This window comes from Nocardia speluncae NBRC 108251, assembly GCF_001613245.1.
Lineage (GTDB): Bacteria > Actinomycetota > Actinomycetes > Mycobacteriales > Mycobacteriaceae > Nocardia > Nocardia speluncae.
This window is the reverse complement of sequence record NZ_BDBZ01000007.1, coordinates 121,928-137,538: the sequence shown is the minus strand read 5'-3', so window position 1 is coordinate 137,538 and position 15,611 is coordinate 121,928. Positions and strand designations below refer to the sequence as shown.

The window sequence follows — 15,611 nt, the reverse complement described above, 5'->3', positions numbered from 1 at the left end:
TGCCGGGTGGTGTGGCGGATCAGGCGGCCGACGGCGGGCCGCGGGTACCGGTGCTGGAAAGGTCGACAAGGCGCGGTGTGCGGGTGGCCCGATCGCCCGTCACCGGCACGCACCGTATCCGGTCGAAGGGCACGGTCGCGGGGCCGGGCACTACGCGCCGGAGTGTGGAGGCCGCCCGCCGGGCGCCGCGCTCGGCGGCACCGATCAGATACGCTCCCGCGACCGCCGCCATCAGATGCGCCCACAGCATGCGGCTGTCGGCCGGGCCACTGTGCGGGTGTCCGTCCATCGCCGACAGCACGAGATGACCGAGTGCCTGCGCGGCCACGAGCGCCCCCATCAGCCGGTGTCGCGATATTTCGCGCTTCGATGCGGCTCCCCAACCGATGACGGCGCAGACAACCATGAGCAGCAGGGAACCTGCCTCGGAGGGATGCGCCCCACCCCCTGCGCTGTGCGCTGCGGCCGTGACAATCGCCGATAGCGCCCCGACGGATGCACCACGCAGTACGCGATTCACATCCGACGCCATACACAGAAGCTTAGCCTCTACTACAGCCAGTAGTTTTAGCGGGGGCGCGGGCCACGGATCGACGCACGGCACCATTCGACGTGCGCACCGAGCATCGCAAAGAGTGCCGTACACCGGGTCTCGGTGCGCGGCCACAGTGCTCCCACGGAAAACAAAATAAGTGTGCGGAATTCTTCCACTACCGTGGCGCGACGTATGTAGGTGCGTGGAGCGATGACCGAGCCGCGGTGATCGTCGAAGGCACGAAACACCGCGGCGGCAGCAGGATTACGACGGCCCGGGACCCGTTCGGCCCGTGTCGCCCGCAGACCCTGCGGTCTCCCACACAACCGCCGGCGAGCCGGCAAGCGGGGTGGTGTCGAAATACCGGACCTCATAAACCCGTTCGGTGAACTTCCACCCCTGCGGGGTGCGTCGGTAACAGTCATGGAACAGGGCGTAGTTGAAGATCGACCGCCCGTCGTTCAAGCGGCCGAGTTCGCAGATATACGCTCGACCCGACGCCCTGTCACCCTCGAGGTGCACAGCCCCCGAATGTGTGTTCTGCACAAAATATTCCCACAGTTCGGCATGATTTTCGATTCCGGCACGTATTGCTTCCCGGCCGGAGTGCTCGATGTTCACCGCGGGTATCCGGTACACGCCGTCCTCGGTGTACAGCGAGGCGATCCGGTCGTTGTCGCCCATCATCGCGGCATCGCTGAATTCGGCGCGCAGCGCCTCGATTTCGACGCGGTCGGCGATCGCCTGCAGGTCTCTCATAGTTCTCTCCGTTTCTTGCCGAAGCCATCTACTTCGATTTCACGAGGGTTGAACTTGTATCGTCCGAAGGATTCTGGTGACGAAATCCAGGACTTGCCCTCGATGATTACGACGAACCAGCCCATCGGATTGTGCGGGGATGAATTCAATGGCCGGCGACCTGCCGCACCTCCCGGTGCCTTCCCGGCTTCGTCAGTACTGTCGGCGAAGCCGTTCACCGGGAGGTGCGGCAGCAGGCCGGCCTCACATTCACGCGCTCCATTACGTCGAACAAGTGAGAGCCGTAACGAACTGAGGAGGCCGCCCCATGCCCATCCCATTTCGGCCACCGGACGAACGGCCGGACCCGAATCTGGACGTGCTGCTCGGCGAGCGGACACAGCTGATCGGTCTCGCCTACCGGCTGCTCGGCTCACTGGCCGATGCCGAAGACGTGGTGCAGGAGGCTTTCGCCCGCTGGTATGCCATGTCCGAGCAACAGCGGGGGGTTATCCGCTCCCCCGGCGCCTGGCTGCAGACGGTCGCCAGCCGCATCTGCTTCGACCTGCTCGGCTCCGCACGGGCTCGGCGCGAACACTACGTGGGCGAGTGGCTACCGGAACCGGTACCGGAATCCGCGGAGTGGATCACCGGCCGCAGCGATAACCCGGCGGACCGCATCACCCTCGACGAATCCGTCAGTATGGCTTTTCTGGTCGTGCTCGACACGATGACCCCGGCCGAGCGCGTCGCGTTCACCCTGCACGATGTCTTCGGCTACTCGTTTGCCGATATCGCCGAAATCGTCGGCCGCACGCCGGCGGCGTGCCGGCAGCTCGCTTCCTCGGCGCGCCGGCGAATCCGCGCAGCACGAACTCCCGAGCCCCGGACCGGCCGACCGGCCGATATCGTCGGCAACTTCAAACGAGCATGGGCTGCCAAGGACATCGAAGCCCTGATCGGTCTCCTCGACCCCGACGCCGTCGCGATCGCCGACAGCGGCGGAATCGTCAACGCTGCGCTCGGCCCCCTCGAAGGCGCCGACCGGATCGCGCGGTATTACGTCATGCTCGCGTCGTGTGCGCCCGGGAACCTGGACATCGTCGAACGCACGGTCAACGGCCGGCCCGGCTTGGTCGTGCAGCACAACGGGGTTGCCGCCACTGTGCTCGCCTTCGACCTCACCGGTGACCGGATCACCCGCATCTGGGCCATGCGCAACCCCGACAAACTCCGCTCGTGGACGGAGGACCGGCACCCACCGAGATGATGCGCCGACCCGCCACCGACACGTGCAACAGCGACCCCGAAGGAACCGATGATGACGACATCGAACGACTCCCCCTCCCACAGTGACCGCGTCGCGGCGGACGAGGCCGCGATCCGCCGCCAGATCGGCAAGCTGATCGAAGGGCTCCAGGCCGGGGATCTCGCGGCCGTACAGGACGCGTACACGACAGACGTCGTGTCCTTCGATATCGAACCACCACTCCAGCACGCCGGGACCGCCGCGAAACTCGAGAACTGGGCGCGGGTGTTCCACACCTTCGAGCAGGTGACCTACGAGGTTCGCGACCTGCGCGTAACCGTCGGAGGCGACGTAGCGTTCGGGTATGCCTTCGCCCGGCTCAGCGGCACGCTGAAGAGCGGGGCGGCGACGAACGGCATATGGGTCCGGGTCACCTATGGCATGCAGAAGATCGACGGCACCTGGTTGATCGCGCACGACCAGGTCTCGGTGCCACTCGATATGGCGAGCGGCCGAGGTGCAGTAGACCTGGAACCCTGAGGTGCCCCGGCATCCACTTCGCCGCCTCACCTTCCGGCGGGGTGTGTCCTCGCTGTTACCGGAGGCGAAGGCCCCACAACCCGCGGCTCGAGTAGCTGCGACAACCTATCCGAAAAGGCCACTCATGAGCACCACCCCTACAACCGTATCGAAACCGGGCTATCGCGCCGGCCGCTGGAAGGTCGACCCGGAGCGCTCCGAGATCGATTTCTCCGTCCGTTTCCTCACCGTCGGGATGACACGCGGTCGGTTCACGGACTTCGACGCCACCCTCGCCGCCGCCGAGAATCCGATCTACTCGCAGGTCACCGCGTCGATCCGTACCGCATCTGTCGACACCGCCAACGCGAAGCGCGACACTCACCTCCGCTCGGACCAGTACCTCGAAGTCGAAAAGTATCCGGCGATGAGCTACCGCTCCACCGGGTTCCGGCACACCGATACCGGCTGGATCATCGACGGCGAACTCACCGCGCACGGCACCACTCGGCCGGTCCCACTGAAGGTGGTGATCAAAGGCTTCGGGCCGAGCCACGACGGCCGCCGACGCGCCGAATTCTCGGCGACCGCGGTGATCGATCGGCGCGACTTCGGCATTCACGTCCCGCTGGACGGCAGAGGCAGCGTGGTCGGCCGAAAGGTAACGATCGGTCTCCACATCGAGGCCGTCCTCGAAGACTGAGGTTTCTCGAGTCTTCGGTCTGTGTTCGACAGGTTCTCCGGCCTCCGGACTGGCAGAATATTGCACTGTGAGCGTGCCGGAATTCGGAATCTATGTACCGCAGATGGTTTCGGAGTACCAGCCCCTACTGGACCTCGCGAAAACGGCCGAACGCACCGGATTCACCAATTTCTGGCTCTTCGACCATCTCTGGTCACCCGGACTGCCCGAGCATCCCGCTCTGGAAGCATGGACCGCGGCGACCGCGCTGCTCGCCGGTACCACAACATTGCGGGTGGGCGCCCTGGTGTTGTGCAACAACTTCCGGCACCCAGTGGTTCTCGGCCGGATGGCGACCTCTTTGGACGTGATCTCCGGCGGGCGGCTCGAATTCGGGCTCGGCAGCGGTTCGATTCCCGGCGAACACCAGCAGACCGGGTTGCCCTGGGGCTCGGCGGGAGAACGAGCCGAGCGGCTGGGTGAGGCACTCGAAATCATCACCTCGATGTTCGCCCGCGAGCGAACCTCGTTCGAAGGCAAGCACTACCAGGTCAGCGATATCGCCAACGTGCCCGGACCGATTCAGCGCCCGCGGCCGCCGATCCATATCGGCGGCACCGGTCCGAAGTACACGCTGCCACTGGTCGCGCGCTACGCCGACGTTTGGAATGTTCCCACCTACGGCCTGCGCGGCCGGCGCCGGTCGGCCGAACTGCTGGACGCCGAGTGCGCCCGCATCGACCGCGACCCCGCATCGATCCGCCGCTCCCACCAGGCGATACTGGCGATCGCCGAGAACGAGCGCAAACTACCCGAAGTCCAGGCCCGGGCGCGACAGCATTACGGGGCCGAAGCGTTCGCCCTCGACGAAGGGTACGTCGGCACGCCGGCCATGGTGGTGGACCGGCTGGCCGAACACGCAGGGCAGGGAATCGATTCGGTGATCTTCATGACCGGGGCGAAACAGGCGGCCGCGACCATGGAGTTGTTCGCGGCCGAGGTCAGGCCACACCTGCCGGGCTGAGGGTCCCCGCACAACGTCCACCCAGGACAATCCAGGAACGCGGTGCAGTGGACTCTGCCCGGTCTGTCAGCCCAAGTCGGCGAAGGACCCGCCGCGGCCTGCGCCCTCGGCGAAGCGCCGGGCTCCCGCCACGGCATCGGTAACAGATATCCGGCCGTGTTCCCATTCGTTGGCCAGGGCTTCCGACTCGGCCATTCCTTCCTGTTCGAGCAGGGAGAGCCGGTCCTGGCGGGCACAGGTCTGAGGGAAGCGGGCGATCTCGGCGGCCAGTTCCTCGGCGGCCGCACGTTCCTCACCGGCGGGCACGACCCGGTTCACCAATCCCATCGACAGGGCTTCCGCTGCGTCCACCGGTCGGCCGGTGAGTACCAGGTCCATGGCCCGGCCGGTGCCGATCAGCCGGGGCAGGCGCACGGTGCCGCCATCGATCAGCGGCACTCCCCAGCGACGGCAGAAGACCCCGAATACCGCGTCCTCGGCCGCGACTCGCATATCGCACCAGATCGCCAGTTCCAAACCACCGGCGACGGCATGCCCGGCGACCGCGGCGATCACGGGTTTACCGAGCCGCATCCGGCTCGGCCCCATCGGGCCGGGGCCGGCGGCCGCGAGCCGGTTACCCCGGTCGGTACCCACCGATTTCAGATCCGCACCGGCACAGAAGGTGCCGCCCTCTCCCCACAGCACAGCCACTGCCGCCGACTCGTCGTTGTCGAACTCGGTGAACGCCTCGTACAGCGCCGCGCCGGTGGGTCCGTCCACCGCGTTGCGCGCTTCGGGCCGCGACAGAATCACCGTGAAAACCGGGCCGCTTCGTTCGATACGTACTGCCGGAAGTGTCATGGAAGCTCCTTGCCTGTTTGGATCCCTACGCTACGCGGAACATACCGACGGTGGACGGGCACAACCAGCCTTCCGTTGCCGCGGGATGCACGGCAACCGGGGCCGCCGGAACACGGCCGGCCCCTGGGCGATCGTGTCGAGATACTCCGCTCGGCGGGCCGGCGACGATCCGCCGTATCCGTGGTCCGTCCACAAGACAGCCGCGCCGAGGGCATGCGGCGGGAAGCCGCCGACGCCTACCCCGGCCCGCTGGTGGCACCGACGCCCTTCACCGCGGCGCGGTCCATGAAGCCGAACAGGTAGCCCGCCACCCGGCGCATCTGGATTTCCTCGGCGCCCTCGGTGATCCGGTAGCGGCGGTGGTGGCGGTAGATGTGTTCGAACGGGGTGTAGCGGGAGTAGCCGAGCCCCCCGTGCACCTGCATGGCACGGTCAGCGGCCTCACAGCAGAGGCGGTTGGCCCAGTAGTTGCACATCGATACCTGCTCGGATACCGCGAACGTGCCGTACTTATCCATCGACCAGGCGGTTTTGTGCACCAGGGCGCGCAGCATCTCGCACTGCGTGTGCAGTTCGACCAGCTGGAACTGGATGGCCTGGTTCGACGACAGCGGTTTGCCGAACGGTTTGCGCTCGTTGGCGTAGGCGACGGCCCGGTCCACGCAGTACTGCGCGGCACCGAGACTCGAGGCGGCCTGCCGGATGCGGTTCTCGTTGAAGAAATGCTGGACCACGCCCAAGCCCCGGCCCTCCTGCCCGAAGATCGCCGAATCCGGCACCCGGACATCGGTGAGCGAAACCCGCGCGTGATCGGTGGGCATATTGAAGGTCCACAGGTATTCCTCGACCGTGAACCCCGGCGCGTCGGTCGGCACCAGGAATGCGGTGATGCCCCGGCCGTCGCCGGCGTTGCCGGAGGTGCGGGCGAAGATGAGGTTGGCATCGGCGATATGGACCCCGGTGTTCCAGGTCTTTGTCCCGTTGATCACCCAGTCGTCGCCGTCGCGGACGGCGGTGGTCTCCATATGGGTTGCGTCGGAACCGTGTTCGGGTTCGGTGATACCGAAGGCGAAGAACCGGGTACCGGCCGCGAGACCGTCCACCCACAGCTGTTTCTGCGCCGGTGAACCGTATTCCAGCATCAGCAGCAGGCCGACATTGTTGGCGACGACGGCGTGCTCGTTCTGCAGATCGCAGTGCAGGCCCAGCCCGCGACGGGCGAGGTGCTCGCGGATCACTGCCATCCCCAGATTGGTGCCGTCGCGGCCGCCGAACTCCTTCGGGAAGGCGTAGCGGTAGTGACCGGCGGCGTCGGCACGGCGGCGGGATTCGGCGAGCAGTTCCTCCCATTCGGCACTCGGCAGGCCGCCCCGGTCCCAATCGGTGCGGGCGTCCTCGCGGCGATGGTCGAAGAAGCGGATATTGTCGCCGGTCTGTTCGAGCGGTTCGATATCGCGTTCGATGAACTCGTCGAGTTCGGCCAGATAGGCGCGTAGGTCGGCGGGCAGTTCGAAATCCACGGTGGCTCCTATGCTTTCGCGGCGGGACGGATCTGCATGAGCAGATCCCATTCGATCTCGGAGACACGCCGCCCGCTGGCGGCCATGACGATATCGCGGACGGTGCCGTCCAGGTGGGCGGCCGCCTGCTGGGCCAGACCGGCACCCCAGTACAGGGTGCCCATCACCTTCCACCAGCGATAGCGGTCCGGATCGAAGGTTCCGCCCGCCTCCTCGTAGCCGTGCACGAAGGTGTCGCGGTCGGCGAACCCACCGAATTCCTTTGCGTCTTCGCGGAACCGCCACATACGCAGCGCGGGCCAGGCGACATCGCGCATGGGGTCGCTGAACCGTTGCGCACCCTCCCAGTCGAGGACGGCCCGCAATCCGTCCGCGCCGATGATCAGGTTTCCGTTGCGCATATCGGTGTGCACGAGCGCGGGCCGCGGCGGCGGGCCGGGCAGCCGCTTTTCCAGCCAGCGCAGAGCGAGCGAGAAGACGGGCCGGTCGGCCAGGAGTTCGCCTACTACGGCAGCCACCTCGGCGAGATGTTCGGCGGCGGGGTCGGCACCGGCGGCCGGAACCGATTCCGGGGCCTGCGCCGGATCGATACCGTGCAGCCGGGCCATGGCCGCGCCCCACTGCCGTGCCGTGGACTCCGCGTTGCCCGCGGCGGCGACGGTCCGCAGCACCCGGCGGGGCACGGTTTCGCCGTCGATATGTTCGGAGATCAGGAACGGTTCACCGATGTAGGAGGTGTCTGCGCAGGTCGCGACGACCTCGGGGACGGGAACCCCGTGTGCGCGCGACAGTTCCCGGACACCGGCTTCCGCTTCGACGGGCATCAGTTCGACTGCCGGCGGCACCACTGTCGCGACCATGCGGCGCGGGGTGTCACCGACGGTTGCTGTGAAGGCGATATTGCGGCGCCGCGCACCGGCGGACAGAAAGTGGAAATCGGAGAGGGTGACCTGGTCACCGAGTTCTCCGGTGAGGAAATCGGCGAGGCCACGGGCGGGGTCGGCGCTCATACCGCCGCCACGGCTACCGCGCAGGGCCACCCGTGATCACGCGTCGCCACTTCCCCGCTCATTCGCCCTCCCAGTCGGCGTAGCCCGGTTTGGCGATTGCGAGATCGGCCCGCACCACCGCGGTCAGGGCATGCCAGAGCGCTGCCTCGTCACCGGCCGGAACAGCCTCGAGCAGTTCCTTCTCCCGAGCGGCTGCCGCGGCGCCGAGTTCGGCCTCGCGCCCCAGGATGCGGGCCAGATTCGCCCCGACCCGCGCGCGATGTTGCAGATCGGCGGGTAGCGCAGGCAGCAGGGTCTCCTCCAGCAGTTCGGCGAGTGATTCCAGCAGCTCGGCTGCCGTGGGTCTGTTCTGCACTACGGCTCTCCCCTCGATGGATTCCGGCGCTCGCGGACAGGGCGGCCCGGTTCCGCTGCACGCTCGCTGGAGTCCACGATCCGACCTCCCTGTCATCGCTTATGGGCGCTGCGTGAGACAAACAGTAGAGGATCTTCTCACCGTCGCACCAGGACTTGACGGGCCACCGTCGCCCCGGGTAGCGGTCGAGCAAGACCCACGCTGTCGCCCATCGCTCCCGGCTGCGCGGACCGTGGCGTTTCACGCCACCGGGGCGAGAACGACCCCGGGTTCACCCGTTCCCACCACGCGCCCACCGCGCAGCAGAACGCAGTGGTCGGCGTGCCGGACATCGGCGAGATCGTGAGTGGCGTGCACGACCGTGACCCCGGATGCCGCGGCCTCCCGGACTGCGGAACCGATGGCCTCCTGGGCCGAAGAGTCCAAACCTGTGCTCGGTTCGTCGAGGAGCAGCAGGTCCGATTGCTGCGCCAGTGCGCGAGCCAGCAGGACACGCTGGCGCTGACCACCGGACAGGGTGTCGAGGCGACGGCCGGCGAGGTCGGCGATATCCATGCGCGCCAAGCACTCCGCGACCACTGCCCGGTCGGCGCGGGTGAGGCGGCGCCAGAAACCGCGCTGCGCCCAGCGACCCATGGCGACGGTTTCGGCGACCGTGATGGGCAGGGTGGGCGGGACCGACTGCTGCTGGACAACCAGCGCCGGGCGCCGGGCGCCGGGGCGGGCGATCGATCCGGCCGACGGTGCCAGAATGCCCGCGAGCACCGCGAGCAGGGTGGATTTCCCGGAGCCGTTGGGGCCCATCAGCGCGGTCACCCGGCCGCCCGGCAGGGCCGCCGTGACGTCGCGCAACACCGGGTTGTCCCGGTATCCCGCCGACAGGCCCGTGATTTCGATATCCGCCGTGCGCATACAGTGACTCCCGCAACAAACTTGTAATGACAATCGTTATCAGTTTACAGTGTTCGATCATGGATTGGCTGATCGCCCCGTTCGAGGTTTCATTCGTACAACGGGCTCTCTGGGGCGGACTGCTGGTCTCGTGCCTGTGCGCCCTCGCCGGTACGTGGGTTGTGGTGCGGGGCATGGCTTTTCTCGGAGAGGCCTTGGCGCACGGCATGCTGCCCGGGGTAGCGGTGGCCGCGCTGCTGGGCGGAAACCTGCTACTCGGTGCGCTGGTGAGCGCGTCGGCCATGGCAGCGGGAGTATCGGTGCTCAGCCGCAACCGCCGGTTGTCCACCGATACCGGGATCGGGCTGCTGTTCGTGGCGATGCTGGCCACCGCGGTGATCCTGATATCACGGTCGCAATCGTTCGCGGTCGACCTGACCGGATTCCTGTTCGGCGATGTCCTCGCCACGCGGCCCGGCGATCTACTCTTCCTGCTCGCGGCACTGGTGCTCGCACTGGTGATCACCGTGACGGGGCATCGCGCCTTCGTCGCCCTCAGCTTCGACCCGCGTACCGCCCATACGCTCGGGCTGCGACCGCGCGCCGCGCAGGTCGCCCTGCTCGCATTGCTCACGCTGGCGATCGCGGCGTCGTTCCATATCGTGGGCACCCTGCTGGTCCTGGGCCTACTCGTCGCTCCCCCGGCCGCGGCGACCTATTTCACGCACCGCATCCCACGGATCATGGTGCTGGCGGCCGGAATCGGCGCGCTGTCCACCGTGGTAGGGCTTTTGGTCTCCTGGCATGCGGGCACCGCGGCCGGGGCGACCATCGCGTTGACCGCGGTCACGGTCTTCTTCCTCTCCGCCTTGGCAGCGCGCGTTCGCAGCGCGGTGCGGGCGCGCACCGGAACCGGCGGCCCCGGAGGAGGCAGTGGAGGCGGCCTGGCACCGGCGAGAAAAGATGCCGGAAGCTCCGCGCCGGGCAGCACAGGTATGGGTGTATCCGAACCGGCCGGAGCCGGCATCGGTACGGAAGCGCCGGAACCGGCCGGAAGAAGCGCCGCCGGGCGCGGAAGCGCCGCGGCCGGAGGTGTGCACTGCTCCCGATCAGATGGACGCGATGAAGATGCTGCCGGCGCGGCCCCCGTAGCGGGTCGTACACCCCGAGCAACCGATGCGGCCGCCGCGATGGACGGCCTCGGTTCACCGGGCCCCCGGACCGGTTCCTGCGGTCCGGTCGTCCCGCACGTTGGTAACTCCGCGCTCGACACCTCCCCGCCGGGGAAGACGCGACGGGCCCGCCGGACCCCGCGACCTCTGAGCAGGCAAACCCTTGCACGAGTGGCATTGTCCGGACTGCTGGTGGTTCCGGTCGCCGCCTGCGGTAGCGAGGAACCGGCCGAACCGGTCCCGCACGGGTATGTGGAGGGTGCCGAAGAGAGTGCGAGCGCGCAGCCGCGTCTGGTGATCGCCGACCGGAGCTCGGGTGCGGTCCGGCTACTCGATGTGGTGACCGAGGAGATCGCGGATCTGGAGCCGGTCGCGGGCGTCACCGGAGTCGCGGGTGACGGGCGTTACGCCTATCTCGCCGCCGGCGACGCGACCACCGTGGTGGACAGCGGTAGCTGGGTCGTCGACCACGGTGATCATGTGCACTACTACCGGACGCAGCCGCGCCGGATCGGGGTCGTCGACGGATCTGTCCGGTCGGCGCACAGCGATCCCGTGGTGTCCGCCGCGGTACTCGATACCGGATCCACCGTGCCGGCCGACCGCGCAGCTCTCGATGAGGGGGAGCTGCGTACCGGCCCGGTGGTGAAGGGAGTTGCGGTTCCCTACGGTGGACACCTGCTCGTCGCGGCCCCGGGGTCGGCGCAGGTCGAGGTCCGCACCCGGGAGAACGAGCCCGTCGAGACGTTGACACCGCCGTGCCCCGATCCCGGCGGAACCACGGTGACCCGGCGCGGCGCGGTCTTCTCCTGCGGTGACGGAGCCTTGCTGGTGACCGAGCGCGACGACCGTTTCACGGCCGAAAAGCTGCCGTATCCCGCCGGGACGACCGGGAGCGTCGCCGATTTCCACCACCGTCCGGGCAGCGATGTCCTGGTGACGGTCCGGGATTCGCGGGTTCTGGTACTCGATATCGCCCGGCGGGCCTGGCGGCCGGTCGAGACCGGACCGGTGACCGCCGCGACCACGGCGGGTGCGGGGACCGCGATTCTCGCCCTCACTCCCGACGGTGTACTGCACGCCTACGATCCGGCCACCGGCGCCGAAACCGCCTACCACCGCGTACTTTCCGCACCCGTGGATCCGGCTGTGGCACCGGTACTGCTGGTGGATTCCGAGCGCGCCTACCTCAACGATCCGGCCCGCCGCGAGGTCCACGAAATCGACTACGCCGACGATCTGCGCGTGGCACGCACCTTCTCCTTCGATATCGACCCCGACCTGATGGTGGAGACCGGCCGATGACCACGATCACCCGTATCTGCGCCGTCTTCGTCGCCGGCGTGCTCGCGTTGAGCGGCTGCGGTATCACCGATTCCGGGGGCGGCGGGGTCGTGGTGACCACCGATATCCTCGGCGATATCACCCGCGCCGTGGTCGGCGATACGGCGCCGGTCGCGGTGCTGATGCCGCCCGGATCCGATCCCCATTCCTTTGCACTCTCGGCGCAGGACGCCGCGGTGCTCGACAAGGCCGATCTCGTCGTCGAGAACGGTTTGGGCCTGGAAGAAGGTCTGGCCCGGCATGTGACGGCGGCCGCCGAGGCCGGGGTACCGGCACTGCCGGTGGGTGACCGGATCGACCCGCTCCCCTACCGGACCGGCGACTCCGCGGGCACACTCGACCCGCATTTCTGGACCGACCCGCAGCGGGTGTCTCGGGCGGTCGAGGTGATCCGCGACGAGGTGATCGCCTCGGTACCCGATATCGATACCGCCGCCGTACGCGCGAACGCCGACCGCTATCTCACCGAACTCGACGCCCTGCAGCGATGGATGACCGAGCGTTTCGCGACCGTGGCACCCGAGCACCGCAAACTGGTCACCAACCATCACGTATTCGGTTATCTGGCCCAGCGTTTCGATCTCGAAGTGGTGGGCGCCGTAATCCCCGGCGGCACCACCCTGGCCTCACCGAGCGCCGCCGACCTCGCCGACCTGGCCGGCGCCATCCGCACCACCGGGGTGCCCGCGATATTCGTGGATTCGTCCCGGCCCGACCGGCTGGCGCAAGCGCTGGCCGAACAGTCCGGCGTCCGGGTGCGGATCGTCGGTTTGTATTCCGAATCCCTGACCGAGCCCGGCGCAGGTGCCGCCACCTACCTGGAAATGATGCGCGCCAACACCACCGCAATGGTGACGGGCCTGACACCCGCCTGACCCGAGAACACCCGCGGTGGATCGCCGCCGCGGGGCAGCAAGAAGAAGATGAGGGAACACAATGCACAACCGATCCGGCACCAGAAGAGCGGTCGCACTGTCCGGCCTGTTCACCGCAGTGGTTGCGTTGAGCGGCTGCGGCGGCGCCGACTCCGGCGACCAGACCGCGATTGCCGAACCGCTGGCCGTCACCTACGACGGCGGGATCCATCTGCTGGACGGCACCACCTTGGAGCGGGGCGGCGGGGTGGAACTCAGCGGATTCAACCGGGTCAATCCCGCCGGGGACGATCGGCATGTGATCGTCTCCACCACGAACGGTTTCGAAGTGCTCGATGCTGCCGGAGCACAATTCACCGATATCGAATTCCCCGGTCCGAAACCGGGGCATGTCGTCCGACATGCCGGTCGCACGGTGCTTTTCTCGGACGGCACCGGACAAGTGATCTCGTTCGCTCCGGCCGATCTCGCCGACGGCGCCCCGGAGACCACCGAATACCAGGCCGCCGAACCGCATCACGGTGTGGCCGTGGAATTGGAAAGCGGTGAACTGGCCGTCACCCTCGGTAACGAGGAGGAGCGGACCGGGATGATGATCCTGGACACCGCCCGCAAGGAGACCGCCCGCAACGAAAAATGTCCCGGGGTGCACGGCGAGGCCACTGCTGCCGGTGACACCCTGGTCGTCGGCTGCGAGAACGGTGTCCTGGTCTACCGGGACGGCAAACTCACCAAGGTCGACAGCCCGGACTCCTACGGCCGGATCGGTAATCAAGCGGGCAGCGAGGTCTCCCCGATCGTGCTGGGCGACTACAAAACCGACGAGTTCGCCGAACTCGAACGCCCGGACCGCGTCTCGCTGATCGATACCGAGAAGGGCACGCTGCGGCTCGTGGATCTGGGTACCAGCTACACCTTCCGTTCGCTGGCTCGCGGACCGCAGGGCGAAGCGCTGGTCCTGGGGACCGATGGCGCCATCCATGTGATCGACCCGGTCGCCGGCAAGGTGACCCGGAAGATCGAAGTCATGGACGCGTGGCAGGAGCCGATCGATTGGCAGCAGCCGCGTCCCGCGCTGTTCGTCCGCGAAGGCAACGCCTACGTATCGGATCCGGCCACCAAGCAGATCCACCGGATCGATCTCGCCTCTGGCGCTCCAGCGCAATCGGCGACCCTGCCGGATGTGCCGAACGAGCTCACCGGTGTGAGTTCCTGACCCTTCGGCACGGCCGCTGATCAGGACCACCCCCGCGGTGCGGACCCGGATCCCGCCGGTCCGCACCGCGCCCTCGCCGGTCCGCACCGCGCCCTCGCCGGGCGCACGGGCCCTCGCCGAGGGCCATCCGCACAAACGTCGAGAACACCGTCCCGGGCGCGCCACGCAGGCACCGTGAGCTGCGCCGGGGGCGGGTGCGGCTTCACCCCGGCCGCCCCCACAGCGTCTTGTGCGGAGCTGTCCGGCATGTGGCGGTGGCCGCCGACACCGCCACGCGCCCCTCACCGGCCCTAGGCTGAGAGACGACGCGATGAACGACAGGGGTGTGGATGTCCGAGATGATCGGCAAGGGCGCGAATACCGCGCTACGAGGTGGACAGTTGCGGATATCGGCGGCCCCGGCCGGAACCGACCTCACCGTGCTGTGCCTGCGAGAGCACGGGAAGGTCGGTCGCGACGCCGATTTCGTGTTCTACAACCAGCCGGTATCCCCCGATTCGGCGGTGCGGTTGGCAGCCGGTGAGATCGCCATCGACCTGGCGGCAGTGTCCGGCGACACCCACCGGATGGTGGTCGCGGCGTCGGCGGATACCGGGACCTTCGGCGCGATTGGGCTCACCGTGCGGATCACCGAAGCCGGCGCCGGTGAATACGAACTGCCTATCACCGGCCTGACCTCCGAGACGACGGTACTGCTCGCCGAGGTGTACCGGCGGGCGGGCGGCTGGAAACTCCGCAATATCGGCCAGGGGTACGCCACCGGATTGGCCGGTCTGGCCACCGATTTCGGGATCACCGTCGACGACGACCCCACCCCAACGCCACAGACCTCACCGGCACCGAGCACATCGACGCGGCCGCCGGCGGCGGGCTGTCCGGCGCAACCGCCCGCAGACCATCCCGCAGCGCCGGCCGGCCCGCCGCCCGGTTTCGCCACTATGCCCGGCGCCGTAGGTCCCACAGGAGACGGGCACTCGCCATCCCCGCCGCCCGGAGTGAATTTCAGCAAAGGTGCCGTCACACTCACCAAGGGTGCGGGGCCGGTCTTGCTGGAGAAGGCGCCGCTCGTCCGGTTGCGGGTGGCATGGGCCAGCGGTGCCGACTACGAGGCCTACGCGCTGGTCGTGCTGTCCGACGGCAAAGTAGTGCATGTCGCCACTTTTCCGGCCGCGGGAATTCCGGCGAGCCCCCACTACAGCGATCTGGTGCGCCATCTGGGTGACCGCGGCCGCGGAGATGTCCAGCGGGGCGGCGGCCGGACCGAGGAGATCATCGAGGTGCGGTTGGCACCCGAGATCGTCGCGGTGGTGCCGGTGGCGTATTCGGCGATCAACAACGGGACCGGCTCATTCCACAAATACCGGGTCACGCTGTCCATCGAGAGCGGCGCGGATTCCGTGAGCATCCCGGCCGACCAGGCGAAGAAGTCCAGCTGGATTTTCACCTGCGTTCCGGGCATCGTCTACAACCGCCCCGAAGGCGTGCTCATCGAACGCCTCGAACGCTACAGCCGCCGCTTCTCCGAACATCGGCCCGCGGTGACATTGCAGCCCGACGGGCGGGTGGAGGTGCGGATGGACAAGGGGCCGGTGAACCAATTCAAGGCCGACCGCACCTGACCGTCCCGCGGCGGCGAGA

The 15,611-nt window shown here is 67.8% G+C and carries 15 protein-coding genes; 8 read left to right on the top strand and 7 right to left on the bottom strand.

Annotated features, from left to right (window positions below; genetic code table 11):
* Positions 1-19: 19 nt before the first annotated feature.
* Positions 20-532: a hypothetical protein gene (locus tag NS6_RS34620; RefSeq protein WP_157112683.1), complete on the bottom strand. Its 513-nt coding sequence runs from the start codon at positions 530-532 to the stop codon at positions 20-22.
* 267 nt (positions 533-799) lie between these two features.
* Positions 800-1,294: a nuclear transport factor 2 family protein gene (locus NS6_RS10080; RefSeq protein ID WP_068039910.1), complete on the bottom strand. Its 495-nt coding sequence runs from the start codon at positions 1,292-1,294 to the stop codon at positions 800-802.
* 307 nt (positions 1,295-1,601) lie between these two features.
* Here NS6_RS10080 and sigJ point away from each other — a divergent pair, with 307 nt between their 5' ends.
* The 4 genes from sigJ to NS6_RS10060 all read left to right on the top strand — a co-directional run bounded on the left by sigJ (position 1,602) and on the right by NS6_RS10060 (position 4,747).
* The gene (gene sigJ / locus NS6_RS10075; protein ID WP_068039909.1) at positions 1,602-2,543 is read left to right on the top strand and encodes an RNA polymerase sigma factor SigJ; all 942 of its coding nucleotides are present in this window, start codon (positions 1,602-1,604) and stop codon (positions 2,541-2,543) included.
* Positions 2,544-2,594: 51 nt separating this feature from the next.
* Complete coding sequence (locus NS6_RS10070) at positions 2,595-3,062, top strand: YybH family protein (protein ID WP_068039908.1); 468 nt, start codon at positions 2,595-2,597, stop codon at positions 3,060-3,062.
* Positions 3,063-3,186: 124 nt separating this feature from the next.
* Positions 3,187-3,744: a YceI family protein gene (locus tag NS6_RS10065; RefSeq protein ID WP_068039907.1), complete on the top strand. Its 558-nt coding sequence runs from the start codon at positions 3,187-3,189 to the stop codon at positions 3,742-3,744.
* A 67-nt stretch (positions 3,745-3,811) separates the two neighbouring features.
* Positions 3,812-4,747, top strand: coding sequence for an LLM class flavin-dependent oxidoreductase (locus NS6_RS10060; protein ID WP_068039906.1), 936 nt, complete (start codon positions 3,812-3,814; stop codon positions 4,745-4,747).
* A 66-nt stretch (positions 4,748-4,813) separates the two neighbouring features.
* Here NS6_RS10060 and NS6_RS10055 read toward each other — a convergent pair whose 3' ends face one another.
* The 5 genes from NS6_RS10055 to aztA form a co-directional block, all read right to left on the bottom strand.
* Positions 4,814-5,590, bottom strand: a complete 777-nt coding sequence (locus tag NS6_RS10055) for a crotonase/enoyl-CoA hydratase family protein (protein ID WP_068039905.1) — start codon at positions 5,588-5,590, stop codon at positions 4,814-4,816.
* Between the two features lie 236 nt (positions 5,591-5,826).
* On the bottom strand, positions 5,827-7,110 hold the full coding sequence (locus tag NS6_RS10050; protein WP_068039904.1) for an acyl-CoA dehydrogenase family protein: 1,284 nt from the start codon (positions 7,108-7,110) through the stop codon (positions 5,827-5,829).
* Positions 7,111-7,118: 8 nt separating this feature from the next.
* Positions 7,119-8,120 (bottom strand): phosphotransferase family protein, encoded by a 1,002-nt coding sequence (locus tag NS6_RS10045; RefSeq protein ID WP_068040555.1) that lies wholly within the window; start codon positions 8,118-8,120, stop codon positions 7,119-7,121.
* Positions 8,121-8,178: 58 nt separating this feature from the next.
* On the bottom strand, positions 8,179-8,475 hold the full coding sequence (locus tag NS6_RS10040) for a DUF6285 domain-containing protein (protein ID WP_068039903.1): 297 nt from the start codon (positions 8,473-8,475) through the stop codon (positions 8,179-8,181).
* Between the two features lie 240 nt (positions 8,476-8,715).
* The gene (gene aztA, locus NS6_RS10035) at positions 8,716-9,387 is read right to left on the bottom strand and encodes a zinc ABC transporter ATP-binding protein AztA (protein WP_068039902.1); all 672 of its coding nucleotides are present in this window, start codon (positions 9,385-9,387) and stop codon (positions 8,716-8,718) included.
* Between the two features lie 59 nt (positions 9,388-9,446).
* Between aztA and aztB the strand changes: the two genes are divergently transcribed.
* From aztB to NS6_RS10015, 4 genes are all read left to right on the top strand, one after another.
* The gene (gene aztB / locus NS6_RS35405) at positions 9,447-11,843 is read left to right on the top strand and encodes a zinc ABC transporter permease AztB (protein ID WP_210746816.1); all 2,397 of its coding nucleotides are present in this window, start codon (positions 9,447-9,449) and stop codon (positions 11,841-11,843) included.
* Positions 11,840-12,757 (top strand): zinc ABC transporter substrate-binding protein AztC, encoded by a 918-nt coding sequence (aztC, locus tag NS6_RS10025; protein WP_068039900.1) that lies wholly within the window; start codon positions 11,840-11,842, stop codon positions 12,755-12,757. The genes aztB and aztC overlap by 4 nt, the downstream gene beginning before the upstream one ends.
* A gap of 61 nt (positions 12,758-12,818) precedes the next feature.
* On the top strand, positions 12,819-13,973 hold the full coding sequence (gene aztD / locus NS6_RS10020) for a zinc metallochaperone AztD (protein ID WP_068039898.1): 1,155 nt from the start codon (positions 12,819-12,821) through the stop codon (positions 13,971-13,973).
* A gap of 329 nt (positions 13,974-14,302) precedes the next feature.
* On the top strand, positions 14,303-15,592 hold the full coding sequence (locus tag NS6_RS10015; protein WP_068039894.1) for a TerD family protein: 1,290 nt from the start codon (positions 14,303-14,305) through the stop codon (positions 15,590-15,592).
* Positions 15,593-15,611 lie beyond the last annotated feature (19 nt).

What these genes read in the sequence shown, in the direction of transcription:
- aztD (WP_068039898.1), top strand. Translation starts at nt 12,819, where the DNA reads ATGCACAACCGATCCGGCACCAGAAGAGCGGTCGCACTGTCCGGCCTG.
- NS6_RS34620 (WP_157112683.1), bottom strand. Translation starts at nt 532, where the DNA reads ATGGCGTCGGATGTGAATCGCGTACTGCGTGGTGCATCCGTCGGGGCG.
- NS6_RS10080 (WP_068039910.1), bottom strand. Translation starts at nt 1,294, where the DNA reads ATGAGAGACCTGCAGGCGATCGCCGACCGCGTCGAAATCGAGGCGCTG.
- NS6_RS10055 (WP_068039905.1), bottom strand. Translation starts at nt 5,590, where the DNA reads ATGACACTTCCGGCAGTACGTATCGAACGAAGCGGCCCGGTTTTCACG.
- aztB (WP_210746816.1), top strand. Translation starts at nt 9,447, where the DNA reads ATGGATTGGCTGATCGCCCCGTTCGAGGTTTCATTCGTACAACGGGCT.
- NS6_RS10045 (WP_068040555.1), bottom strand. Translation starts at nt 8,120, where the DNA reads ATGAGCGCCGACCCCGCCCGTGGCCTCGCCGATTTCCTCACCGGAGAA.
- aztC (WP_068039900.1), top strand. Translation starts at nt 11,840, where the DNA reads ATGACCACGATCACCCGTATCTGCGCCGTCTTCGTCGCCGGCGTGCTC.
- aztA (WP_068039902.1), bottom strand. Translation starts at nt 9,387, where the DNA reads ATGCGCACGGCGGATATCGAAATCACGGGCCTGTCGGCGGGATACCGG.
- NS6_RS10070 (WP_068039908.1), top strand. Translation starts at nt 2,595, where the DNA reads ATGACGACATCGAACGACTCCCCCTCCCACAGTGACCGCGTCGCGGCG.
- sigJ (WP_068039909.1), top strand. Translation starts at nt 1,602, where the DNA reads ATGCCCATCCCATTTCGGCCACCGGACGAACGGCCGGACCCGAATCTG.
- NS6_RS10065 (WP_068039907.1), top strand. Translation starts at nt 3,187, where the DNA reads ATGAGCACCACCCCTACAACCGTATCGAAACCGGGCTATCGCGCCGGC.
- NS6_RS10015 (WP_068039894.1), top strand. Translation starts at nt 14,303, where the DNA reads ATGTCCGAGATGATCGGCAAGGGCGCGAATACCGCGCTACGAGGTGGA.